This is a genomic window from Virgibacillus sp. NKC19-16 (genome assembly GCF_021560035.1).
GTDB lineage: Bacteria > Bacillota > Bacilli > Bacillales > Amphibacillaceae > Virgibacillus_L > Virgibacillus_L salidurans.
This window is the reverse complement of the sequence record NZ_CP074373.1, coordinates 1,703,405-1,727,900: the sequence shown is the minus strand read 5'-3', so window position 1 is coordinate 1,727,900 and position 24,496 is coordinate 1,703,405. Positions and strand designations below refer to the sequence as shown.

Here is a 24,496-nt window from a genome sequence, read left to right as displayed (position 1 = left end):
TTAAGCACCTCCGAACAATTGCAACAGCCCCCGCATTGCATCAAACATAATCTCGAATAAATTTCTTGCAAGCGCAATATAGAGGCTTAGAAAAAATAAGATGACAATAAAGCTCACTAAAATTTTCAACGGCAACCCAACGACAAAAACATTTAACTGCGGTACTGCCCTTGCGATAATCCCTAAAGCAACATCAACTAAAAACAGGCAACCAACGATCGGTATAGCCATTTGAAATGCAATAATAAACATTTGATTAAACGTTTCGATTACAAAATCAGCAATTGATCTATCCTGAAATGGGATAAAGGCATCAATCGGTATGAAATGATAACTATTAAAAATTCCATCTATTAATAAATGGTGACCATTAACCGATAATAAGAATAGGAGTGCAAAGATATACAGATACTGACCGGTTAAGGGGCTTTGTGCACCTGTTTGCGGGTCCATTACATTTGCGATAGCAAAACCCATTTGAAAATCAATAAAACCACCGGCAACCTGAATTGCTGATAGAATAATAAATGCGATTAAACCAATTAACAGTCCGACAAGCGCTTCTTTAACAAGCAGAAATATATACATTTCATCAATATTTATGGCAGAAGCATCAACAGTATAAAACATAATAAACGCGAGAAAGAAACTAAATCCAATTTTAAATGGTAATGGCACTGTCCGGTATGAGAACAATGGTAATGTAACAAAAAAGGCCAATACACGAACCAAAATAAGTAAAAATACTGGGATACTATTTATATTAATGATGTCCGTCATAACTTACCCTACAAACTGATTTAGATTATGAAATAAATCGGTAGTAAACTCTATCATTATAGTAAGCATCCAAGGCCCAAAGAAAACCAGTCCTACTAATACAGCCACTATTTTTGGAATAAAGGCCAGGGTTTGTTCCTGAATTTGGGTTGTTGCTTGAAAAATACTTACTAAAAGTCCTACTGCCAATGCCAAAATAAGCAGTGGACCAGTAACGAGTAATGTCGTATAAATGCCTCTTTCTGCCAAAGCTAAAACAAATTCACTAGTCACTTTCTAAAGCCCCTCTCCTCCTTAAACCAAGCAACATTAAAAGCCATCCAATAATGAATGTGTAATTAAATGCCACCCATCAACTAAAACGAATAATAAAATTTTAAATGGTAATGAAATCATAACCGGAGGCAGCATCATCATTCCCATTGACATTAAAACACTGGCGACTGCCATATCAATAATTAAAAAAGGAACAAAAATCATAAAGCCCATTTGAAAGGCTGTTTTTAATTCACTGATGGCAAACGCTGGTACAAGCATCGTTAATGGAATATCCGATACACTTTCAGGGCCTCCATTTCAGCATAACTTACAAATAATGCCAAATCTGCTTGTCTGGTGTGTCTTGCCATAAAATCTTTCATTGGTTCACTTGCTCGTGCGTAGGCCTCATCAAGCGTAATATCCTCCTCAAATAATGGCTGCAAAGCTTCATCATAAACCTGACTAAATGTTGGAGCCATAATAAAAAAGGTTAGAAATAATGCAAGCCCTATTAAAACCTGATTTGGAGGCATTTGCTGTGTTGCGAGTGACGTCCGAACAAATGACAGAACAATAATAATACGAGCAAAGCTTGTCATTAGAATTAAAATACCCGGCGCCAAGGATAAAACAGTTAATAGTAATAGTAATTTAACTGATGTTGACACAGCTGAAGGATCAGAACCGGAAAACATATCTATAAATTCATTCATGCTTATCTTCCTTCTGATTTTGCCATTTGATTATATTTTTTCTGTTTGTCTTCAATTTCTCCAGTTCATTTGAAAACAGCTGTTTAAATTCATGTTTTGATTGATTCGCTTCATAACTATCCCCATCTGATTTTGGCTGCAGGAATGATTTGAATAATGCTCCTGCGGAAAAATCCTTATCTTCATTTGACTCTATATGTAATAAATCTTTTTTTATTTCATCATCAGTGATCTCTTGTAGCATTTCTACATTCTCGCCGACACCAATCAAATAAACCTTTGTTCCTATTCGAACAAGTTGAATCGACTTGTTCTGTCCAACCGATATACCCCCCAAATTTTCCAATGCTTTTACTTGATGAAATAATTTATTGCGTTTACCTAAAAATTTGATCAATAAATAAATAAGTGCAAGGACTAATAGTAAAGCAAAAAACATTTTCACTAAATCGAATAACAACAATCCGTTATTTTCAGTGCCCCCTGTTGATTCATCCTGTTCTGTTTCAGATTCATTGGTAGGTGTTGGCTCTAACTCATCTTCGCACTCAGTATTACCATCCAGGCAATCGGATACCTTGTTACTCGCTTCAACAAGACCTGAAAAAGCAGTACAAAAGAGAAGGATCATAAGACCGATGGCAATCAATAGTTTTTTTATCAACATACTCACTCGTTTCTTAATTTAAGGCCTTTTGTATTGCTTCAATTACCCGGTCAGATTGAAATGGTTTAACAATAAAATCCTTAGCCCCAGCTTGAATAGCATCAATTACCATTGCTTGCTGTCCCATTGCTGAACACATAATTATCTTTGCTCCACTGTTTACTTCTAAGATTTGTTTTAATGCTGTTATCCCGTCCATTTCAGGCATTGTAATATCCATGGTTACAAGATCAGGCGTAAGTTCTTTATATTTCTCCACCGCTTCTAAACCATCTTCTGCTTCCCCAACTACATGGAATCCATTTTTAATAAGAATATCTTTAATCATCATTCGCATAAATGCTGCATCATCTACAATTAAAATACGATCTGCCATTGATTAATCCCCTTCATTCATGTTTATTTCAGTTTCATCAAACGATCGGTTTGGCTGATTACATCCGATACGCGGACACCAAAATTCTCATCAATGACAACAACTTCTCCTCTAGCCACTAACTTTTCATTGACTAGAATATCTACAGGTTCCCCTGCCAATTTATCAAGTTCAACAATGGAACCCGGTGCTAAATCCAATATATCCTTAATATTTCGTTTTGTGCGTCCAAGTTCAACAGTAACCTTCAATGGTATATCTAAAAGCATATCTAAATTCCGTTGTTCTGTTTTATTTAATTCCACTTGGTTAAACTCAGAGAATGTTGCCTCTTGAATCGTTGCATTATTTTGATCCATGGCATTTCCTAAATATTGCACAGACGTATTGTTTTCCTCGATTGGTTGATCACGCTGCATGCCAGATTCGTTTTGTTTTTCTGGCGATTCGATTTTGACTTCTGTTTCGTTCTCTGTTTCCTGATTCAGTACTTGATCCACAAGTTCTTTAGCAAAGTGAAAAGGAATCAATTGCATGATTCTGGAATCTATTAAGTTGCCAACCCTTAATTGGAAAGAAACCTTGACATAAGCCTCTTCTTCAATAAAAGATGCAGCATTTTCTTTATTTGTAATGGATGGTGGGGTTATATCGACCTTTTTATTAAAAACAGTCGACATGCTTGTTGCTGCTGCTCCCATCATTTGATTCATTGCTTCCTGAATAGCACTTAAATGAATGTCATTTAGCTCATTCTCAGGAGATGTGCCATCGCCACCCAACAGAATATCAGAAATTACCGCGGCATCCTCTTTCTTCATAATAAATACATTTTTGCCGATAAGTCCTTTTGTATAATGAACAAGTATACGTACAGATTCAAATGTATGTTCCTGCTCCACTTCTTTTTTCTGAACAATGGATACATGTGGTGTTGTAATTTCAACTTTTTGGTTAAGCAACATCGAAAGTGTCGTAGCAGAACTGCCAAATGAGATATTTCCGATTTCACCCAGTGTATCCTCTTCCAAACTCGATAGATCGTATATATCACCGACATTTTCTTCTGCACTTACTTTCAAGAGCGCATCTATTTCATCTTGTGAAAGCATCCCGTCATTCGTCAATCTCATTCACCCCTTTAATTTCTTCCAATACTTGCATCGCCATTTTATTTTTAGATTTACCAGGCTGGACATAAAACTTATGCTTATTATTAATTGCCAATGTAAGTGGATCTTCAATTGGTTGATTTAAAGCTATTACATCATCTTTGTTCAAATTTAAAAATTGTTGAATCGTAATATCCGTCTCACCCAGACTGGCTTTAGCCTCGATTTTTGCATACTGGAGATTTTTGGTCATTTTTTCATATGCATCCAAATCTCTATTTTTCGTCGTTGTTTGCATCCAGTAATGAACAGATAGCTTGGAAATGATAGGTTCTAGTATAATATGCGGAATACATATATTAATCATCCCACTGGTTTCTCCAATTGTTGTATTTAGGGAGACAACAACTACCGTTTCATTTGGAGATACCATCTGAAGGAATTGCGGATTCATTTCAAATTCTTCAAGAATGGGATCAATTTCCACGATTGAGGCCCAAGCCTCTTGGAGATTAACAACTGCTTTCTCAAAAAGCTGTGACAATAGTATTGTTTCAATTTCTGTTAAACTATCAATCTTATGTACGCTGCTTCCTTTTCCTCCAAGTATGCGATCAAGCATTGCATAAGCAATATTGGGGTTTACCTCCATAATTAACCTCCCATCAAGCGGAGAAACACTATATATATTTAATACAGTTAATTTAGGGATGGAGCGGATAAATTCTTCGTATGGCACTTGATCTACAGAAGCAACGGAAATATTCACATATGTTCTTAACTGTGCCGAGAAAAAAGTTGTCAATAAACGAGCGTAATTTTCGTGGATTCTCGATATACTCCGAATTTGATCTTTTGAAAAGCGCAATGCCCGTTTGAAATCATAAACACGAACCTTTCTTTCCTGTTCTTCTTTTTTCAATTCTTCTGCATCCATTTCACCTGTAGTTATTGCAGACAAAAGTGCATCAATTTCATTTTGCGAAAGTACCTCATCCATTTAAAATACTCACCTCCATAATGGAGTAGTTAGCTTGCATAATTGTTTCTATTGCAGGATTTTGTTTATTGTATAGACATCTGTTACAGCGCCTTCTATCAAGACTTCATTCAGCTTTGACTTTACAACATCTTCCAATTCAGCTAACCCTGACTTGAAATCATCCTTGTTCATTTTTGCGAGCTCTTTAATTAAAATGTTACTTATTTGAAAGTCTCTTTTGCTAATTTCTTCTTTTGCCGCTTCTCCATCTGTTAAGATTTGGAATTGTATACGTACGAAGCTGCCATCCTGGAGGTCAGTGGTTATTTCAGGAGACTCATAGGAATGCTCCACAATAGTATCGATTGATTCGGATTCTCCAGCATTTGTATCATTTGTCGTATACAACACTACTACTAATGTTATAGTAGCCCCTACGAATATTGTTGCTAAGGAGGTTAGCATTACCTTGACCAATCTATTCACTTGTCTCACCCGCCTCTTTAAGCGTTCCTTCTATACCAATTTTTCGGTAATAATCCGTGATTAACGCAATTACTTCAGACTCCGAATTTTTCACAACAATCTTCTTGCCGCTTGTTAACGTAATCGTTGTATCCGGTAGTGTTTGAATTTGTTCAATCATAATAGCGTTTAGTGTAAATGGTTCTGAATTTAAACGAGTTAATTGAATCATCGTTATTCGGGTGCTTAAATTTTTAGGTAAGCACTTCCTTCCCCTTATTACCGTTTTAGATTAACGAGCTCCTGTAGAATTTCATCTGATGTTGTGATGATTCTGGTGTTGGCCTGAAAACCACGTTGTGCCGTAATCATTTCTGTGAATTCTTCAGCAAGGTCAACATTGGACATTTCCAAAGCTCCACTGACGATTGTCGCGGCGCCATCCACTTCGGGTTCCATTATGCCAACTAATCCGGCATTATTTGTATTTGTATAAACATTACCGCCATCTTTTTCAAGACCTTCAGGATTGGAAAAAATAGCAATACCGATTTGCCCAGCTTCCTGCGGTTCATTATTACCGTCAACAAACGTAATGGTACCATCCTGTTCAACACTGATGCTTGTCGCCCCTTCATCAATAGTTATTGGAGCGTCCCCGTCAACGTCTACTAAATAATTCCCATCAGAATCGACGATATTATCATCCGCATCCAGATAAAAATTTCCCGCGCGCGTGTACGCTTGCCCATCCGGAGTTTCAAGGATGAACATCCCATCCCCTTGTAATTGAAGATCGAGCGGGTTGTTCGTCGTTTGACTAAACCCCTGTGTATGGATATTATCGATGGAACCTAATTGCGACCCCAATCCAACCTGAGCAGGATTGACGCCACCACGGTTACCCGTTGGGCCTGATGCACCTGATGTCGTTTGACTCATCATATCCTGAAATGTCACACGGCCTTTCTTAAAGCCTGATGTATTCACATTGGCAATATTATTACCGATAACATCCAATTTTGTTTGAAAACCTTTCATTCCTGATATACCTGCATACATGGAACGTAACATAATATATTCTTCCCTTCATGGTTTAGTAGATTTAGCTGTATCATTCATCAACAGCTTATTGGCCTCCCACTCGGGGCCGGCCTATTCATTAATTACAATCGCTCCGTTAATATTGGTGAAAATTCTACTTGTAGCTTCTTCACGATTCAATGCTGTTACTATGGTGTTATTTTTTGTGCTTACTAATAATGCAGCATCGTTTGTAAGTACCAATGAATCCGTTACACCTTTCCCTTTTGCTTCATCCATTTTTTCTGTAATAGCGCTCCACTGACTTTCATTTAGATAAATATTTCGCTCATTCATACGCTGTTGTGCATGCTTACTGATTTTTAGATTTTGTTTATCAGCTAAAATTTCTCGAAAGTAAATGTCTGACGATTGCCCCGCACTTTGTTTTTTTACCGTAGGCATTTGTACTTTATGGTGTTGCTGTAGCTGGTGAATAGGGTGATCCATATCATTCACTTCCTTTAGGAAGAGGATCTATTACATTATCATCCCTACCCTCAGCAGTTGGTTTATTAATTTGTAAAACTGCATCGGCATAGATACCCTCACCATTATCCAGCTCTAATACAGCGTGACCTTCATACTGACTGACTGCAACTACACTACTACTTTCAATATCCAGTTTATCGCCTGTTTCCTTATCATAAGCTTGATAAGAAACCTCTTTATCTATCATATGGCTGTTTTGGATTACTGGAGATATAAATTGATTTTGCACAAGTTGTTCAATTGAATTTGCCATATTCATACTTTGTTCCAATTGAGAAAATGTGGCCAATTGAGATATGAATTCCGTATCGTCCATTGGCTTTGTCGGATCTTGATTTTGTAGCTGCGTCATCAATATTTGCAAAAATTCATTCTTCCCAAGTTCTGCACTTGGAGTGCGGGTTGTTGCCTGATTATGCAAGTATAAACTTGGATCGATCGTTGTCATTGTAAACACCTACACTTTCTCACTCATTAATAATTCCTGAAACTGTGTCTTAAAGTCTTCCCCGGAATGCTGCTTATCCCCTTGATCTGAATCCTGTGATTGTCTCTGTTCCTGGTCTGTCAGCTGTTCTTCTTGCTCGTCCTTATTTAAATCTTGTTCTTGCTGTGCAGTTAATTCCTGTTTTTCAATAACGACCTGTGTGGGTGAAAACATATTCCTTAATTGACCTATGTTGGATTCAAGTATTTCTTTTGCTGCTTGAGAGCTGACAAGAATCTTCGCAGTCATTTCCCCATTAACCTGCACGAGACGCACCATTATTTCCCCTAAATTATCAGGCCGAAATACCATGGATAATTGCTTCGTTCCATTTGGCATCACTGAAAATTTACTTGATTGCGTAATCTTTTGAAACTGTTCTATCAATTGTTTATCAACCGGTTGCCAAGCTTTGGTTTGATTAACATGGATCACATATTGTTCAAGTCTGGTAACAGGCATGTTCGTAATACTAGCTGTTGAAAAGCTTTGTTGTCCTGCTGGTCTATCACTTGTAACTTGATTTTCCAAGGCACTGCCAATCCACTTTGCCACATCTGTGCTCGTTACTTTAGCATTATTATTATATTGATGTTTAGCCGCTATTTGGTCCCATTTTTGAAAGGATTGTACTAATTCTCTCCATACTGCTAACGCTTTTGTTCCCTCACTTTTCAGTGAAGATAAAGCACTCAAATCACCACTCGTCTTTTTTTCAAAAGTTGTCCAGTGCTCTAGCAGTTCGAGTATTTTAGGTGCTACTTTTTTTATATCCTGCTTATTTTCAATTTGAGATATAAGTGTTTCAAACTTACTAAAAAGTTCGATATCCACTTTCTCAATAGCTGTTATGACCTCAGGCCCTATTTGCTCGGTATTCACACTGCCTAAGGTGGTCCACTGCTCTAGAATCATATTTTTAATATCTACTTCATTTCCAATTTTCTTCGAGAGGCTTACATTTTCCGATTCATTTGTTCCAGCTATCATATTGTAAATGCTTGCAGAGGCGTTTTCCATATTTATCCGTTGCTCATCTGTTTGGTTGTTTCGTAAAACGTGATCCATAATGGATAATGGTGTGGTTTTTTCATCTTTTAATAATGCTTGAAATGATGATGTATTTTCTTCTGTTTTAATCTGCTTCGAACCGACTTGAATTGTTTTAGGTGCTTCTATTTGTTGAAAAGGCATTCCGATTGCATTCATTTTCTCACCCCCTTTTTAGTATAAATATCAATTATCACTATCGATCAATAATTGTGTTAATGATGCTGCAGTTTCAGGTTCCATTTCCTCCAAAATTTCCCCTCGAACTTCGTCAGATACTTCTTGTAAAATAGATATGGCTGTTTCCTCCTCCAAGTCTGCCACAATTAAAGCAGCTTGTTCTTTATCCATATCTGTAAAGGAATTGGAAACTGTTTTAACTGTATCCCTTTCTCCTTCTGGTGCTTCTTGCTCATTTTCCTCGTTGGAATCAACGTTTGTGTTGTTTTCCAATTTAACTATTTCCTGTTCCATTTGTTCTATCGTAGATTCCAGGTCATTAACAGTCTGATTTAATTCCTCAATTTCTGTATCTTTACGTTCTATTTCTGCTTGCACTTGTTCACTTTCGCGTTGTATATTTTCCTCCTCCGGTGTTGTAATGAAAGAAGATATAACAGGAATAGCACTCCCTTTTTCCTTCGCCCAATCCATAACATTTACACCGGCAGCAGCAAATATAATAATTGCGAGTGTTACCGCCACTATGATTGGAATCACAACGGCGAAAAGAAACCCCAAAATCGGGTTCATTTTCTTCCTTTCTTCCCTCTTCTGTTTTACCATTTGCTTCACCTGTTTTTATGGCTTAAGAATTGTTGAATTGAAATCTCATCCATCGAAGCTTTTTCTCGCTTGGCTTCCACTTCTTTCTCCGACTTTATACGGGTATCGATGATTTTTTCGTATTTTTTAACTTCTACGTGCGCATCTGTTAATTTTAATTGCTTTGAGTGCATATCTGATCTTGCATGCTGTACTTGTTGCTGTAATCTCAGAATTTGATGATTAAGTCGTTCAATATAGGCAACTTGTCCTTTGATTTTCTCGAGTGGTACCGTGATTGGAAGACTATTATCATATAATGTTTCTGCATCTTCTTTTTTTCTTAGTAATGTATAAAGTTGTGTTGCTATGTCCTCAAAAAAAGCTAGAGCATGGTGATATGCTCTTTGTGCATCTTTTCTTTCATTTTCATAGACATGTAATAGTTTGGATAAGGTAATTGTCTCAGCCATTATTTTGTACCTCCATGAAGCAGCGCCTTCATCATTTCTATCGTTTCAACAAACGTTCTATATTCGAAAACATCCTGTCTTAAAAATGCTTGGATTTTTGGGTGGTAAGCAATAGCCTTATCTATTTCCTTATCAGTACCGCGCTTATATGCTCCTATGTTAATCAATTCACTGTGTTCCTCATATGTAGCCATTAGGGAACGAATCCCGGTAGCAATTTTCTGATGCTCGCTGCCTGTTATCTGATTCATCACTCGACTGATGGACTTTAACACATTTATAGCAGGATATTGGCCTTGCTCTGCTAATTTTCGATCCATTACAAAATGACCATCTAAAATCCCTCGAACCGTATCAGCTATTGGTTCATTCATATCATCACCATCAACCAATACCGTATAAAACGCGGTGATGGCACCATGTTCATTGGTACCCGTACGCTCCAGTAATTTAGGCAAAGCAGCAAAGACAGATGGTGTGTAGCCTTTTGTTGTTGGAGGTTCACCTGTTGCAAGACCTACTTCTCTTTGTGCCATCGCAACCCTTGTTACCGAATCCATCATTAAATTTACATGGTATCCCAAATCACGAAAATATTCACTAATTGCAGTTGCAGTGTAAGCACCTTTTATACGCATCAAGGCAGGCTGATCGGAAGTAGCAACAACAACGATTGATTTTTTCAATCCTTCTTCGCCAAGATCTTTCTCGATGAATTCCCTGACTTCCCTGCCGCGTTCGCCAATTAATGCAATAACATGAATATCAGCATTACTATTTCGGGCAATCATACCAAGTAAGGTGCTTTTTCCAACACCGCTCCCTGCAAAAATTCCGATCCGTTGGCCTTTTCCAACTGTTAACATGGAATCAATTGCCTTTACACCTACTTGTATCGCCTCGGAAATACGGGGACGCAACATGGGATTAGGCGGTGCGATTTCAGTTAAATGATTTGATAGCCCTGTTGGTAATAATGATTGATCAAGGCTACTCCCTAACGAATCTACTACTTTACCTATTAAGCCTCGTCCAATTTTAACTGTTAACGCCTTGCCGGTAGATTCCACCAAACAGCCCGATCCTATTTCCGCCACTTCCCCGTAAGGCATGAGTAAAAGTTTCTCATTATTAAAACCGACAACCTCTGAGAGTATTGGAGCTCTATTCGTTGATGATGCATGGATATAGCATACCTCTCCAATGTTTGCTACGGGACCAAGGGATTCAATCATTAGCCCTACCACTCTTAGTACTTTCCCGTACCGCTTATATGTATCTGCCTGTTCAATTGCAGCATGATAATGTGTTGTATCCATTATTTCGTCTCCGTTGTTATTTCATGTAATACGTTGCGAATCTGCTTGAGCTGTGTATCAATACCAGCATCTATTTGGCCATAAGGATATTTGATTAGGCAGCCATTCTCTTGGATGTCTTCATTTACATAAATCGCTAGTTTTATTTCATTTTCCAAAATGATTACTAATTCATCCTTTTGCTTAAGAACATATTCATAGTTCGTTGGATGTAAGTAGATAGAGATAACAGATTGATCTTTCAATTCTTTAATAGCAGCTTTTACTATTGATAAAAAGGAATTGGGCTCGTCTGTTAGCTTTTGTTTCATAATGTTTTCTGCTATATGTATGGCTAAATCCAAAATGGCCTCTTCACTTTTGTCAATCGTAGAATGATAATCTCTGATCGCTTCATCTGTCATCGTATTGGCCTTGTCTACTATATGCTGATATTTCGCCAGACTCGCTTCTTCACCTTGTAAAAACCCTGCTTTATAACCTTCTTCCTTTGACCTTTCGATATATTGCTGCTTTTCGTCTTCCCAATCTCTTTTTTCTTTTTCAATCTGTACTTTTGTTTCATGTAGAAGCAACTCTTTTTGATCGTATAGGCTTTGAAGTTGGTCTTTTGCTTTATTTATCTCATCCTGCAGGTTATTTTCTTGTTTCAGGCATTCATCTCGTGTTTTTTTCGAAAATTGGATCGGCTTGATTTCGATTACTCTATGTTCGTTTAGATGACTAGACAATAATATCATCACCTCCACCACGGGCTATAATTATTTCTCCAACATCTTCAAGCCTACGTATTACTGCAACAATTCTGGTCTGAGCTTCTTCGACATCCCTTAGTCTGACAGGACCCATGTATTCCATTTCTTCTTTAAATGTTTCAACCATACGACTAGACATATTTTTAAAAACAATATCTTTCACTTCATCACTAGCAACTTTGAGTGACAGTCTTAGATCTTCGTGATCCACATCTCGAATAACACGCTGTATGGCCCGGTTATCCAATATGACGATATCCTCGAAAACAAACATGCGTTTCTTAATCTCCTCAGCCAGTTCAGGGTCTTGTGTTTCTAAATCATCCAGTATTGTCCGCTCTGTACCTCGATCCACACCATTTAACACCTCAACAACCGCTTGAATGCCACCAGTTTGTGTATAATCCTCTGTTAAAGATGATGAAATATTTCGTTCCAAGACCTGCTCTACCTGACTAATAATTTCCGGCGAAGTAGAGTCCATCGTTGCAATACGTTTTGCAACATCTGCTTGCATTTTCTGGGGTAATTCGGATAATATTTGACCGGATTGTTCCGCATCGAGATAGGATAAAATCAGTGCAATTGTTTGCGGATGTTCACTTTGAATGAAATTAAATACCTGTTGTGGATCGGCTTTTCTAGCAAAGTCGAACGGCCTTACTTGCAGGGAGGATGTAAGGCGATTGATAATGGTTTCGGCTTCCTCCGTGCCGAATGCTTTTTCCAGTACTGTTTTCGCATAACCAATCCCGCCTTGTGAAATATAATCTTGAGCAAGAGCGATTTGATGAAACTGATCAAGAACATCGTCTTTCAAATGCGAGTTCACTTTTTTAACAGAAGAAATCTCTAAACTTAATTTTTCAATTTCTTCTTCTGTTAAATGCTTATACACTTGCGCAGATACATCAGGACCTAGGGAGATTAATAGAATAGCTGCCTTTTGTTTGCCTGATAATGTTTCTTTTTGTTTTGCCATTTCATCTTCCTCCTAATCTTCCCCGATCCAGCTTCTTAAAAGTTTAGCGAAATCTTCCGGCTTATCCTTCGCCATTTTCTCCAGATCCCTCCTGCGCATGACTGATTCTGAGTCCTGTTGTTCACTCTTTTCCGGAACTTCCATAGTAGGACTCGATTCTGTTGTAAAGGGTTCTTCAACATACGTTTCTTCTTCTTTTCGCCTACGCAATAATAAAAAAGCTAAAATGATAATGACCGCTAGTAATATTGCGCCTGTGACATAAAGCCATGTTGGAATTATAGCTGTCGTCTCTGGCATTGTTTCATTTCCAGTGAATTCCTGAAATACAATGGATAAATTTTCCCCGCCCATTTCTTCACTGTATTCTTCATTTATCGATGTACTAACGATCGAATCTAATATGGAAGAAATCCCATCCTCTACCGAATTCGCTTCCTGTTGTGTTAAGTATTGAACCTCGTCTTCATTTGAACCTGCTACACTATTAACAGCCACTTGAATACCTAAATCACGAATCTTATACGGGCTTTCTACAATGTCTTTTCGAATACGGTTAAATTCATTATTGATAGTTTCTCTTTCCAGTTCGTATTCCCCGTCCTCCCCTTCTACTTCCTGATAGGTTCCGGCAGTATCTTCCTCGCCTGTTCCAGTAGTACCTCCCACAGGTGGGTTTCCCGAGTATGCCTCCTGGATCGTTTCGATACTTACAGGGAGACCTTCCATGTTCTCAATATCTACAGGCTCTACTAGTTCTTCTGTACGATTTTCCTGTGTGAAATCAATGTCTGCCGTAACAGAGACGATAACATTTTCTGTACCGACCATTGTACCAAGCATCTGCTGTAATCTTCGTTGAATATCACGTTCTACATCCTGTTTAACGGTTTGTTGGTATGTATGTACGTCTTGACTACCGTTAGCGTTCCTGGAATTTCGATCGAAATATTCGAAGTATTGATTCATAATAGCAATATTATCCTCTGGTAAATTGGGAACAGCCTTAGAAACTAAGTGATAGAGTGCATTGATCTGATTTCCCTCAAATTGATAGCCTGGCTGCGTATTTAAAACAATGGAAGCACTACCCTCTTGCGTGGTTTCGCTTGCGAATACAGGCTCGTCAGGCAAATTAATCATAACCTCGGCACTTTCTATCCCTTCAATGCCTTGCATTAAATTTGCAAGCTCTGTTTGCATTGCATCAAGCCGCATAACATCAAACTCATTATCGGTGATTCCCCAAGAGGAATTCTCGCTAAAAAATGAATAATCGATATTTCCACTATTTGGGATGCCTTGACCCGCAAGATCTACCAATAGTGAGTCTACCTGTTCTCCGGGGACATTGATTGTTGTACCGCCATCCTCTAATTCATAAGGAACTCCTCTTGAATCTAATTCGGTCTTAATTTGTCCAGATTCTTGCAGTGATAAATTATTATATAATGGAACAAAATTAGAATTTGTAGTAAAAAAGGTTATACCTGCAATCAGCATGATAACGATCAATACGGATCCTATAAAGATCCCTCTTTGACTTTTCGATCGCTCCCGCCAAAAAGTTGAAGCTGAATCCTTCCATTTATTCATTTTTTCTTTCATATATTCCCCCACCAAATTGCATAAACATTATCAAACCTGCATCCGCATAATTTCGTTATATGCATCGATAACTTTTCGCTGAACCTGTACTGTAGTCTCCAATGTGATACTGGATTTTTGGGAAGCAATCATCACGTCATGCAGATCATCTACCTTACCTTGAGCCAGTGCTTCTGTTTTTTTATCTGACGCAATTTGGGCATTATTAACACCTTCAATAGCTGATTTTAAGTTGTCTGCAAAGTTTGCATGTGCTTCTCCCGGTGAAATGGAAAGTTTCGAATTTGCTGATTCGGGAATTGATGTCTGTGGTATGTTATTTATCAATAAATTATTCATAATATCACGCTCACTATTTATTTTCCGATTTCTAATGCTTTCATTAACATGCTTTTACTGGCATTTAATGACGTTATATTTGCTTCATAAGATCTGGTTGCACTCATTAGATCAACCATCTCTTTTAACGGATCTACATTTGGCAATTCGATAAAACCCGCTTCATTTGCATCTGGATGTTCCGGATTGTATTCAAGTTTAAAAGGTGTTTCATCCTCGATTATGTTTGTCACTTCAACACCTGAGGGATTTGAATTAGCATTTTGTGCTTTATGTAAAAAAGATTGAAAACTATTATCCTGTGGTGCTGTTACCACCAATTTTCTGCGATACGGTTCATACTCCCCATTTTCATTCGTGGTTGCACGTGTGTTTTGAGCATTTGCAATATTAGAAGAAACCACATCCATACGAAGCCGCCCTGCTGTTAGACCACTTGTACTGGCATTTATAGCATTAAATATGGACACTGTTAATTTCCTCCTCTTACAACTGATTGCAGACTGCCAAACTTACCATTAATTCTATCTATTAATGCGTTGTAATAGATTTGGTTTTTTGCAAGTTCAGCCATTTCCTTATCAAGGTCTACATTATTACCATTATGGTTATACGAGGTATTACCTTTTGTTATGACTTGATAAGATGACTGAACTTCTTGATCAAATGGGATATGTTTTTCATCTGTACGATTCGCTTCTATTGTTTGAGATGCGTTGTTTAGAACATCTTTAAAAGCTACATCTTTTGCCTTGTAATTCGGTGTGTCAATATTTGAGATGTTGCTAGATACGGCCTGGTTTTTGGCTGATGCAAAATCAAGTGAACCCTCAAGTGTACGAATTGTTCCACCAAATAAATCCATTCAATTCCTCCTTTTTCCATTTTAAAACAACGGACATAAAAAAATTACCATATACGAATATTGTAATTTATAAACGCTATAAAGTCCATCATTTTTCGACATTTTTCGCCTTAACTTTATGAAATTAAAATAGTGATAAAGGTTCTAATATTTCCCTTTTCTTTTAATTTTCACGATAATTTTTAATACCTTATAGTGAAAATCGAATTTTGCATTATAAAGTAATGGAAAATTTTAATTTTACTACTCGTAAAAAAGCCGCGATATCGTTTGAAAATTAATTTGACCTATAAAAGACAAACAAAAAAAGCTAGATCACTCTAGCTTTTTCGTCTATCTATTTTCCCATTATCTTGAACGTAACTTTTCCAGTTCTACAAGGAATTTACTATTTAGTACTTTAATAAATGTTCCTTTCATTCCTAGAGAACGTGACTCAATAACTCCTGCACTTTCAAGTTTTCTTAATGCATTTACAATCACAGATCTTGTAATACCAACTCTATCTGCAATTTTACTTGCTACGAGCAGTCCTTCTGTTCCATTTAATTCTTCAAAAATGTGATCAATTGCCTCTAGTTCACTGTATGACAATGAGCTAATAGCCATTTGCACAACTGCTTTACTTCTAGCTTCTACCTCTATTTCTTCCGTTTTTTCCTGTAAGATCTCCATCCCTACAACAGTAGCTCCATACTCTGCAAGCAACAGATCATCATCATTAAAGCTCTCTGTTAGTCTTCCTAAGATAAGGGTACCAAGTCGGTCTCCTCCACCAATAATAGGTACAATCGTTGTTAAACCATTTTGGAATAATTCCCGGTTTTCAACAGGGAACACAGTAAGCTGGTTATCAATATCAATATTCGCTGTCGTTTCACGGATGCTGAATAGCCCTTCTGTGTATTCTTCTGGAAATTGTTTTTCTTCCAGCATGCTTTTCATTCGTTCATTCTCAATCTCCTGATTAATAGCAAATCCAAGTAATTTACCTCTTCTACTCAGGATAAATACATTCCCTTTGATAGCATCCCTTAGCGTTGCAGACATATCGTTGAAATTCACCGATTTTCCTGTAGATTTTTGTAACATGGCATTAATTTTTCTTGCGCGATCTAATAGTTCCATAATTATTATCCTCCTTCAATTCATTTAAATTTTATAGTATAAACCGGCTCAAATCTTTATTTTTTACAATAGTACTTAATTTTTCATTAACATAAGCAGGAGTGATTTCCACTGTTTCCATATTTATATCTGTTGCTTCGTACGAGAGGTCCTCAAGCAATTTCTCTAATATGGTATGCAGCCTTCTTGCTCCAATATTATCTGTGTCCTGATTCACTTCAAATGCTACTTCTGCCAGTCTTGTAATAGCTTCGTCAGTAAAAATAACATTTATACCTTCTGTTTTTAATAAAGCCTGATATTGCTTTAATAAAGCATTTGATGGTTCATTTAAGATTCGTTTGAAATCTTCAACTGTTAATTTTTCCAATTCTACTCGTATAGGAAATCTGCCTTGCAGTTCTGGGATCAAATCCGATGGCTTTGCCATGTGAAACGCTCCAGCAGCTATAAAAAGCATATGATCTGTTTTTACCGGGCCGTGTTTCGTAATAACTGTCGATCCTTCTACGATAGGAAGAATATCTCTTTGGACACCTTCTCTTGAAACATTTGCTGAATTATCCTGTTTGACAGCAACCTTATCGATTTCATCAATAAACAAGATCCCGGATTGTTCTGCAAGCTGAATTGCCTCTTGTGCAACTTCTTCCATATCTACAAGCTTTCCAGCTTCCTGTTGTGTTAATACTTTTCTCGCTTCAGAAACAGGCAACTTTCGAGTCTTTTTCTTTTTGGGCATAAATTGACCAAATGCATCTTGCATATTCATCCCCATCTGTTCCATTCCCGATCCTTGCAGCATATCAAACATGGATGGCGGTGTTTCTTCTATTTCTACTGTAACCATATTATCTTCTAGCTCACCTAAAGCTAATTTATGTTCGGTACGTTTCCGTTTATTTTTAATTTCCTCGTCTTTTTCACTTTCATTACTTTCATCCTCACCATCTGATTGGCCGGAAAAAAGCATTTCTAATGGGTTTTTCATATTATTTTGTTTTTTAGCTTGAGGAACTAGCAAGTTAACCAATTTTTTATTAGCTTCAACTTCAGCTTTACCCATTACTTCATTCATTTTTTCTTCCTTAACCATTCGTATGGACATTTCCACAAGATCACGAACCATGGACTCTACATCGCGTCCAACATATCCGACCTCTGTATATTTTGTCGCTTCTACTTTTACGAATGGAGCACCAACTAGCTTAGCTAATCTCCTTGCTATTTCAGTTTTACCTACACCTGTTGGACCAATCATTAAAATATTCTTAGGAACAATTTCATCCTTGATTGATTCATCAAGTCGCATCCGTCGATAACGATTTCTGAGCGCAACTGCTACTGATTTTTTTGCTTGTTGCTGTCCTATTATATATTTATCTAATTGACCTACAATTTGCTTTGGAGTGTAATCTATTCCCATGCTTTTTAGAAAGCCTCCTTTTATTCAAGCACCTCTAAGGTAATATGATCATTCGTATATATACATATTTCACCAGCAATCTCCAGTGCACTGCGCGCTATTTCTTTGGCGGATAACTGCCCGGAATGCCTTGTCAATGCTCTGCCTGCACTAAGTGCATAGTTCCCACCAGAGCCTATAGCCAGTAGTCCATCATCAGGTTCAATTACTTCTCCTGTTCCTGATACTAAAAACATTTTCTCTTTGTTCATGACAATAAGCATTGCTTCTAATTTACGTAATACTTTGTCACTGCGCCATTCCTTCGCTAACTCAACAGAAGCACGGGAAAGATTCCCATCAAAGGCTTCCAGCTTCTCTTCAAACTTTTCGAACAATGTAAATGCGTCAGCAACAGATCCTGCAAAGCCCGCTAAAACATTTCCTTTAAATAAAGTTCTCACTTTCTTTGCTTTATGTTTCATGACGACAGCATTGCCTAATGTAACTTGACCATCTCCGCTCATCGCACATTGACCATTGTGTCTAACCGCAAAAATAGTTGTGGCATGCATTTCATTTCCCACAATTCATCACCTCTGTTTCAATTATTGATCATTAGCTCGGGATGGCTGTTCATATAAACATCACGTAAATGATTTTTTGTTACATGTGTATATATTTGTGTAGAGGATAAATTTTCATGTCCCAGTAGCTCCTGCACACTGCGCAGATCAGCACCTTCATTTAGCATATGTGTAGCAAATGTGTGGCGCAGTTTATGTGGGTGAACGTGAATAGTTAAAGCAGCGCGATCAACCATTTTATTAAGTATTAGCCGCATTCCTCTTACAGTTAACGGTGACCCCCGGGCATTCAAAAAGACTGAATCAGATGTCGTTTTAGCTTTTTCCAATAACTCATTCCTACCTTCATTTATGTAAGTTTCCAAGGCAATCTCCGCAAATCTTCCAAATGGGATATATCGTTCTTTTCTGCCTTTCCCAGTAACAAGCATTGTTCCAATTGAAAAATCAATAGCGCTTAGCGTAAGCCCTTGGCACTCACTGATCCTCATGCCAGTCGCATAAAGCACCTCAAGCAGCGCTTGGTCACGCTGTCCAAGAGGATCGGTTAAATCACTTACATCGAAAAGCTTTTCTAATTCTTCCATATATAGAAAGCCAGGTATTGGTTTATTGGTTTTTGGTAAAGTCATACGCATGAATGGATTAGCCGAAATAGAGTGTTCCCTCTCCAAAAATTTATAAAAACCTCTTAATGCGGAAACCTTTCGCGACACAGACCTTCTGCTTAATTGCTGATCATATAGTTTAGTCAAAAATAGGCGCGCAACAGATTGATCAACCTTGCTTAAATCGTCTATACCTTCTCCTGTTAAGAAGTCAAAGAACGTTTCCAGATCATTCAGATAATATTCTACAGTATACGGGGAAGCGTTCTTTTCTATTTGTAGGTACTCTACAAAATCCTTACAATCAGCCCTAAAATGATGCAAGTTCTCATCCCCTAAATCACAGCGCATAAATCATATCACACTAAATCTTGTATTGCAATAAACTTAACACAATTGCAACAAAATTCTGAAACGACTTTTGTCTTAGTATATCATAATTTTCGAATTGGATCATTCATATTGTCCAAATTTTCTACTATAGCTGTAAAAATCGTTTAATGATCGTTTAGTGTCAAGTAAATATCCTTACCAAGGGATAATTATATCTTTTTCAAATTAAATAGTCAACAATCAACAATTCAATTAATTTATAGAAATGCGATTCTGTGAAAAATGTGTGAATAACTGTCTCGCTCTTGGTATAACCAATTTTTTAATTAATTATTCCTAATTCTTTTATTTTTGATTTGGTCTCATCTGTACCTAGGTCATATAACCGTTGATAAATTTTCATCAAATGAGCGTCATATATTTCTCTTTCGTCATCTGCCCCCCACTCATCAAATGGTTTCCCAATATATTTAGTAGCATTTTCTGCTTCTTTGTTTTTCTTCATAAATATTTCTTCTATTTCTTCTACCTCATCATGGGTTGCAATAATTTCATATTCGATTTCATTACCCGGGATTGATACTTCTCGAATGTCTTCTGTATCTAGAGTTACAAAATAGTTTTTTCTGTCTGCCAATTTTACAACCTCCTTATTTGAAATATTCCCCTTTTCCTCCGATATGAAACACGCACAAATAAAGCTGCTCCTAATAAGAGCAGCCGATCGTTAACTTTGAATTTTTTCTTCTTTGTACTCACAATTTGTGCATTGGATTTGTACATCTTTCTTACTTTTCTTTTCAACAAGTAAGGATTCACATTTTGGACATGGTCTAGCTATCGGTTTATCCCATGATACAAAATCACAATCGGGAAAGCGATCACAACCATAAAAAGTTCGGCGTTTCTTTGATTTTCTTTCCACGACATCGCCTTCTTTACATTTCGGGCAGGTGACACCAATTTTCTTTAAAATAGGTTTCGTATTTCGGCATTCCGGAAAGTTTGAGCACGCTAGAAACTTTCCATAGCGTCCCATCTTGTAAACCATCTCATGTCCGCAATTTTCACATGTAATACCAGCAGGCTCATCCCGGATTTCAATTTTTTCCATTTCTTCTTCTGCTACTTCCAAGCGTTTGTGGAAATCTTGATAAAAATCGTCGATAACTTTTACCCATTCTGTTTTCCCTTCTTCAATGGAGTCTAAATCATTTTCCATTTTGGCAGTAAATTCAACATTGATGATTTCAGGGAAAAACTCTTCCACTAGCTCATGAATAATCGTCCCAAGCTCTGTTGGTATAAAACGTTTACTGTCAATACTGACATATCCCCTGCGTTGAATTGTATCCAATGTGGGTGCATAGGTGGAAGGACGTCCAATACCTAACTCTTCCATTGTTCGCACAAGTCTGGCTTCTGTAAATCTTGGAGGTGGTTGGGTGAAATGTTGATTTGGTGTAATCTCTTTTGCATCAACTTCCATCCCTTTCGTTAAATCCGGTAAAGTCTTATTTTCATCCTTTTTACTATCATCCGTACCTTCTATATATACTTTCATAAAGCCTTTGAACTTAACTTTCGAACCGTTTGCACGAAATTCCACACCATTATTTAATAGATGTACCGTCATTGTATCCATCACTGCCGGCGCCATCTGGCTAGCTAAAAATCGTTCCCAGATCAGTTTATACAGGCGATACTGATCTCTTGATAAAACAGCTTTTAATGATTTTGGATCCCTCAGAGCAGATGTAGGACGAACAGCTTCATGGGCATCTTGCGCACCTTCTTTTTTCTTGCTCTCTTTATTATTTCCTAGGAATTCCTTGCCATATTTTTCTTCAATATACGATGCTGCGTCCTGTTTCGCTGTATCAGAAATCCGTGTTGAATCTGTACGCATATACGTAACCAAACCTGTAATACCCCCGGATTTTTTACCTAGGTCAATACCTTCATATAATTGCTGTGCTACCATCATCGTTTTCTTCGCCCGGAAATTTAGCTTTCTGGCTGCCTCCTGTTGCAGGGAAGATGTAATAAAGGGCTTAGCGGGGTTTCGTTTACGCTCACGCTTATTAACTTTATCAACTGTAAATTTCTTTTCCTTTAATGTGCTTAAAATCCTTTTTACATCATCTTCTGATTTCAATTCCTGTTTTTTTCCTTCAACACCATAAAAGGCTCCTTCAAATATTTCTTTATCTCTTTGGAATTCGCCTTCAATTGACCAGTACTCTTCAGGTTTAAAGTTTTCGATCTCTTTTTCCCTGTCAACTATCATTTTTAATGCTACGGATTGTACACGGCCTGCACTTAATCCCTTTTTCACTTTTTTCCATAATAGTGGACTGATGTTGTATCCAACTAACCGATCCAAAATCCGTCTAGCTTGCTGTGCATCAACTAAATCGATATCAATCTTCCGTGGATTTTTAAATGCCTCTTTAATTGCGTCTTTCGTAATTTCATTAAAAACAACACGACATTCGGAATTTTCATCTACATCCAGAATATGTGCCAGATGCCAGGCAATAGCCTCCCCTTCTCTATCGGGGTCGGCAGCAAGAAAGACTTTCTTTGCTTTCTTTGCGGCTTTCCTTAGATCTTTTAATATATCACCTTTTCCGCGTATTGTAATATATTTTGGTTTATAATTATTCTCCGTATCAACAGCCATCTGGCTTTTTGGTAAATCACGTATATGGCCCATGGATGCTTTTACTTTATATTTTTTTCCTAAATAACGTTCAATCGTTTTCGCTTTTGCCGGCGATTCTACGATTACTAGATAATCTGACATGGTATTTCCTCCCAAATGAGGTTACAATAAATAATTTAGAAATCTTTACTAATACTAAATACATCGTATAAATTTGTCAAACAAACTGTGACAAAAGCTTTGTAAACCTTAAGTGCTACGTAAGCGCTACCTTGACTTTTATGAGTAAAATAAATTTCTCCCTATGCTTTCCCAGTCTTCCAGTATATTGTCTGGATCGATAGCCAACTTGGCACCGTCTTGAATCATCCGGTGACAGCCTTTGGTTTGTGGAATAAGCGGTGACCCTGGTACTGCATATACTTCTCTACCCTGATCAAGTGCTTGATCCACTGTTATCAATGTACCACTTCTTTCCGTGGCTTCAATAACTAATGTTCCAAAACTTAAACCGCTTATAATACGGTTTCTCTCGGGAAAATGATGTTTTTTCGGAGGAATGTCCGGTGGGTATTCAGATAATACCAGGCCTTTCTCCGCTATTTGCTTAAACAACGATGTATTCTGCTTTGGATAAATATGATGAAAGCCACCGCCTAACACAGCGATGGTCCTACCCTGATTTTTCAAGGCAAGTATATGTGCGTAACTATCTATCCCTTTTGCCATACCACTTACGATTAACCAACCTTTATCCAGTAAAGGCTTCGTTAGGTATTTTATTTTTGCCATTGCTTCATTGGAGGGATTTCTTGTACCAATCACACTTAAAGCCGGTGTGTGAGATAATAAAGAAGTATTTCCAATAGCATATAAAACGATTGGCGGATCTTTTATAGTTTTTAACACAGGCGGATAGTTTTCGTCAACTATTGTGATGATGCTGTATTGATGACTATCATATTTTATTTGTTCTGTAAGATAATTATTATGAAGGTCTTTATAAAATAATGCAGCATTTTTCATTGGGAGTTTGTATAACTGACTTAACTGGGCGGAGGATAATAAATAAAGTTGATGAAACTTCGGGTCATGGATTAGGATCTTTCGAATGGTTCTCCTTGTAATACCCCGGCATCGGTGTAAATGAATCAATTGATCTTGAATTGACTGCAACTAATCACGTCCTCATTTATGGTGGTGGCCCCGCACCATTACATTACTCCGGTGGCGGGGTCCCCACTTTTTTAGCTTAATGTGTTTTACATTTTTCTTGCAGGTTATTTTCTTTTAAAACATTTATCATTGTTTCACCAATTACTGCAGGCGTTTCAGCAACTTTTATGCCGGACTCTGTCATAACACGATTTTTTTCTTCTGCTGTTCCTTTACCACCGGAAACAATAGCTCCAGCATGTCCCATGCGTTTACCTGGAGGCGCAGTTGCTCCGCCAATAAATCCAACAACAGGCTTCGTCATGTTTGCTTTTACCCATTCCGAAGCTTCTTCTTCTGCTGTTCCACCTATTTCACCAATCATGACTACAGCTTCCGTCTCGGGGTCTTCATTGAATGCTGTAAGAACATCAATGAAATCCGTACCATTAACAGGATCTCCGCCAATACCTACAGCTGTTGTTTGACCATACCCTGCTTCTGACAATTGATGAACGGCTTCATATGTTAATGTGCCAGAACGTGATACGACTCCAATATGTCCTTTTTTATGAATATACCCTGGCATAATTCCGATTTTACTTTCATCTGCTGTAATTACTCCCGGACAGTTCGGTCCTACTAAACGGGTTTTCTTACCTTCCATATAGCGCTTAACTTTAACCATATCCATTACAGGGATATGCTCTGTAATACAAATAGCAAGATCGAGTTCTGCATCCACTGCCTCAATAATTGCATCTGCAGCAAAAGGAGCAGGTACATAAATAACAGAGGCATTGGCACCTGTTTGGTTAACTGCCTCCTGTAAGGTATTGAATACAGGAACACCTTCTACTTCTGTACCGCCTTTTTTCGGTGTGACACCACCAACGATTTTCGTTCCATATTCAAGCATTTGTTTTGTGTGGAATCTAGCCGTACCGCCAGTAATTCCCTGAACAATTACTTTCGTATCTTTATTAACATATACACTCATTTTCGTCCGTCCTTTCTACAATAATAATCGATTATTAG

At 37.6% G+C, this 24,496-nt stretch carries 29 protein-coding genes and 1 pseudogene; all 30 read right to left on the bottom strand.

All coding sequences use genetic code 11. The features are described 5' to 3' along the window. The 30 genes and pseudogenes from fliR to sucD all read right to left on the bottom strand — a co-directional run bounded on the left by fliR (position 1) and on the right by sucD (position 24,458). Entirely contained in the window at positions 1 to 780 is a 780-nt protein-coding gene (gene fliR / locus KFZ58_RS08920) for a flagellar biosynthetic protein FliR (RefSeq protein WP_235794451.1), read from the bottom strand. Positions 781 to 783: 3 nt separating this feature from the next. Next, complete coding sequence (gene fliQ / locus KFZ58_RS08915; RefSeq protein ID WP_235794450.1) at positions 784 to 1,053, bottom strand: flagellar biosynthesis protein FliQ; 270 nt, start codon at positions 1,051 to 1,053, stop codon at positions 784 to 786. Positions 1,054 to 1,089: 36 nt separating this feature from the next. Beyond that, positions 1,090 to 1,754: pseudogene (gene fliP / locus KFZ58_RS08910) on the bottom strand (flagellar type III secretion system pore protein FliP). Next, on the bottom strand, positions 1,747 to 2,421 hold the full coding sequence (locus KFZ58_RS08905; RefSeq protein WP_235794449.1) for a flagellar biosynthetic protein FliO: 675 nt from the start codon (positions 2,419 to 2,421) through the stop codon (positions 1,747 to 1,749). Before KFZ58_RS08905 ends, fliP begins: the two are co-directional and overlap by 8 nt. Positions 2,422 to 2,434: 13 nt before the next feature. Continuing rightward, positions 2,435 to 2,797 carry a response regulator gene (locus KFZ58_RS08900; protein ID WP_235794448.1) on the bottom strand — a complete coding sequence of 121 codons (363 nt, stop codon included), beginning with the start codon at positions 2,795 to 2,797 and terminating at the stop codon, positions 2,435 to 2,437. Between the two features lie 23 nt (positions 2,798 to 2,820). Further along, the gene (fliY, locus tag KFZ58_RS08895) at positions 2,821 to 3,924 is read right to left on the bottom strand and encodes a flagellar motor switch phosphatase FliY (RefSeq protein WP_235794447.1); all 1,104 of its coding nucleotides are present in this window, start codon (positions 3,922 to 3,924) and stop codon (positions 2,821 to 2,823) included. Further along, positions 3,914 to 4,909, bottom strand: a complete 996-nt coding sequence (gene fliM / locus KFZ58_RS08890; protein ID WP_235794446.1) for a flagellar motor switch protein FliM — start codon at positions 4,907 to 4,909, stop codon at positions 3,914 to 3,916. The genes fliY and fliM overlap by 11 nt, the downstream gene beginning before the upstream one ends. Positions 4,910 to 4,957: 48 nt before the next feature. Next, on the bottom strand, positions 4,958 to 5,377 hold the full coding sequence (fliL, locus tag KFZ58_RS08885) for a flagellar basal body-associated protein FliL (RefSeq protein ID WP_235794445.1): 420 nt from the start codon (positions 5,375 to 5,377) through the stop codon (positions 4,958 to 4,960). Further along, positions 5,370 to 5,588, bottom strand: coding sequence for a flagellar FlbD family protein (locus KFZ58_RS08880; protein ID WP_235794444.1), 219 nt, complete (start codon positions 5,586 to 5,588; stop codon positions 5,370 to 5,372). The genes fliL and KFZ58_RS08880 overlap by 8 nt, the downstream gene beginning before the upstream one ends. A 47-nt stretch (positions 5,589 to 5,635) precedes the next feature. Continuing rightward, on the bottom strand, positions 5,636 to 6,430 hold the full coding sequence (gene flgG, locus KFZ58_RS08875) for a flagellar basal body rod protein FlgG (RefSeq protein ID WP_235794443.1): 795 nt from the start codon (positions 6,428 to 6,430) through the stop codon (positions 5,636 to 5,638). An 81-nt stretch (positions 6,431 to 6,511) separates the two neighbouring features. Beyond that, on the bottom strand, positions 6,512 to 6,889 hold the full coding sequence (locus KFZ58_RS08870; RefSeq protein WP_235794442.1) for a TIGR02530 family flagellar biosynthesis protein: 378 nt from the start codon (positions 6,887 to 6,889) through the stop codon (positions 6,512 to 6,514). A gap of 1 nt (position 6,890) precedes the next feature. Next, entirely contained in the window at positions 6,891 to 7,379 is a 489-nt protein-coding gene (gene flgD / locus KFZ58_RS08865; RefSeq protein WP_235794441.1) for a flagellar hook assembly protein FlgD, read from the bottom strand. Between the two features lie 9 nt (positions 7,380 to 7,388). Next, on the bottom strand, positions 7,389 to 8,627 hold the full coding sequence (locus tag KFZ58_RS08860; RefSeq protein ID WP_235794440.1) for a flagellar hook-length control protein FliK: 1,239 nt from the start codon (positions 8,625 to 8,627) through the stop codon (positions 7,389 to 7,391). Between the two features lie 27 nt (positions 8,628 to 8,654). Further along, entirely contained in the window at positions 8,655 to 9,254 is a 600-nt protein-coding gene (locus KFZ58_RS08855) for a magnesium transporter MgtE N-terminal domain-containing protein (RefSeq protein ID WP_235794439.1), read from the bottom strand. A gap of 5 nt (positions 9,255 to 9,259) precedes the next feature. Then, entirely contained in the window at positions 9,260 to 9,706 is a 447-nt protein-coding gene (fliJ, locus tag KFZ58_RS08850; protein ID WP_235794438.1) for a flagellar export protein FliJ, read from the bottom strand. Beyond that, positions 9,706 to 11,025, bottom strand: a complete 1,320-nt coding sequence (fliI, locus tag KFZ58_RS08845) for a flagellar protein export ATPase FliI (RefSeq protein WP_235794437.1) — start codon at positions 11,023 to 11,025, stop codon at positions 9,706 to 9,708. The genes fliJ and fliI overlap by 1 nt, the downstream gene beginning before the upstream one ends. After that, positions 11,025 to 11,756: a flagellar assembly protein FliH gene (gene fliH, locus KFZ58_RS08840; protein WP_235794436.1), complete on the bottom strand. Its 732-nt coding sequence runs from the start codon at positions 11,754 to 11,756 to the stop codon at positions 11,025 to 11,027. Before fliH ends, fliI begins: the two co-directional genes overlap by 1 nt. After that, positions 11,749 to 12,762 (bottom strand): flagellar motor switch protein FliG, encoded by a 1,014-nt coding sequence (fliG, locus tag KFZ58_RS08835; protein WP_235794435.1) that lies wholly within the window; start codon positions 12,760 to 12,762, stop codon positions 11,749 to 11,751. Before fliG ends, fliH begins: the two co-directional genes overlap by 8 nt. A gap of 12 nt (positions 12,763 to 12,774) precedes the next feature. After that, positions 12,775 to 14,370, bottom strand: coding sequence for a flagellar basal-body MS-ring/collar protein FliF (fliF, locus tag KFZ58_RS08830; protein WP_235794434.1), 1,596 nt, complete (start codon positions 14,368 to 14,370; stop codon positions 12,775 to 12,777). A gap of 30 nt (positions 14,371 to 14,400) precedes the next feature. Further along, positions 14,401 to 14,709: a flagellar hook-basal body complex protein FliE gene (gene fliE, locus KFZ58_RS08825; RefSeq protein WP_235794433.1), complete on the bottom strand. Its 309-nt coding sequence runs from the start codon at positions 14,707 to 14,709 to the stop codon at positions 14,401 to 14,403. 17 nt (positions 14,710 to 14,726) lie between these two features. Beyond that, positions 14,727 to 15,179 carry a flagellar basal body rod protein FlgC gene (gene flgC, locus KFZ58_RS08820; protein WP_235794432.1) on the bottom strand — a complete coding sequence of 151 codons (453 nt, stop codon included), beginning with the start codon at positions 15,177 to 15,179 and terminating at the stop codon, positions 14,727 to 14,729. 2 nt (positions 15,180 to 15,181) lie between these two features. Continuing rightward, positions 15,182 to 15,574, bottom strand: coding sequence for a flagellar basal body rod protein FlgB (gene flgB, locus KFZ58_RS08815; protein WP_235794431.1), 393 nt, complete (start codon positions 15,572 to 15,574; stop codon positions 15,182 to 15,184). Positions 15,575 to 15,922: 348 nt separating this feature from the next. Continuing rightward, the gene (codY, locus tag KFZ58_RS08810; protein ID WP_235794430.1) at positions 15,923 to 16,702 is read right to left on the bottom strand and encodes a GTP-sensing pleiotropic transcriptional regulator CodY; all 780 of its coding nucleotides are present in this window, start codon (positions 16,700 to 16,702) and stop codon (positions 15,923 to 15,925) included. A 31-nt stretch (positions 16,703 to 16,733) separates the two neighbouring features. Further along, positions 16,734 to 18,128 carry an ATP-dependent protease ATPase subunit HslU gene (gene hslU, locus KFZ58_RS08805; protein ID WP_235794429.1) on the bottom strand — a complete coding sequence of 465 codons (1,395 nt, stop codon included), beginning with the start codon at positions 18,126 to 18,128 and terminating at the stop codon, positions 16,734 to 16,736. Between the two features lie 20 nt (positions 18,129 to 18,148). Continuing rightward, on the bottom strand, positions 18,149 to 18,694 hold the full coding sequence (gene hslV, locus KFZ58_RS08800) for an ATP-dependent protease subunit HslV (RefSeq protein WP_235794428.1): 546 nt from the start codon (positions 18,692 to 18,694) through the stop codon (positions 18,149 to 18,151). A 17-nt stretch (positions 18,695 to 18,711) separates the two neighbouring features. Then, on the bottom strand, positions 18,712 to 19,626 hold the full coding sequence (gene xerC, locus KFZ58_RS08795; RefSeq protein WP_235794427.1) for a tyrosine recombinase XerC: 915 nt from the start codon (positions 19,624 to 19,626) through the stop codon (positions 18,712 to 18,714). Positions 19,627 to 19,957: 331 nt separating this feature from the next. Then, on the bottom strand, positions 19,958 to 20,272 hold the full coding sequence (locus tag KFZ58_RS08790; protein WP_235794426.1) for a hypothetical protein: 315 nt from the start codon (positions 20,270 to 20,272) through the stop codon (positions 19,958 to 19,960). A gap of 90 nt (positions 20,273 to 20,362) precedes the next feature. Next, the gene (gene topA / locus KFZ58_RS08785) at positions 20,363 to 22,444 is read right to left on the bottom strand and encodes a type I DNA topoisomerase (protein WP_235794425.1); all 2,082 of its coding nucleotides are present in this window, start codon (positions 22,442 to 22,444) and stop codon (positions 20,363 to 20,365) included. 138 nt (positions 22,445 to 22,582) lie between these two features. Continuing rightward, entirely contained in the window at positions 22,583 to 23,479 is an 897-nt protein-coding gene (gene dprA / locus KFZ58_RS08780) for a DNA-processing protein DprA (RefSeq protein WP_235794424.1), read from the bottom strand. Between the two features lie 76 nt (positions 23,480 to 23,555). Continuing rightward, entirely contained in the window at positions 23,556 to 24,458 is a 903-nt protein-coding gene (sucD, locus tag KFZ58_RS08775) for a succinate--CoA ligase subunit alpha (protein WP_235794423.1), read from the bottom strand. Positions 24,459 to 24,496: the final 38 nt, after the last annotated feature.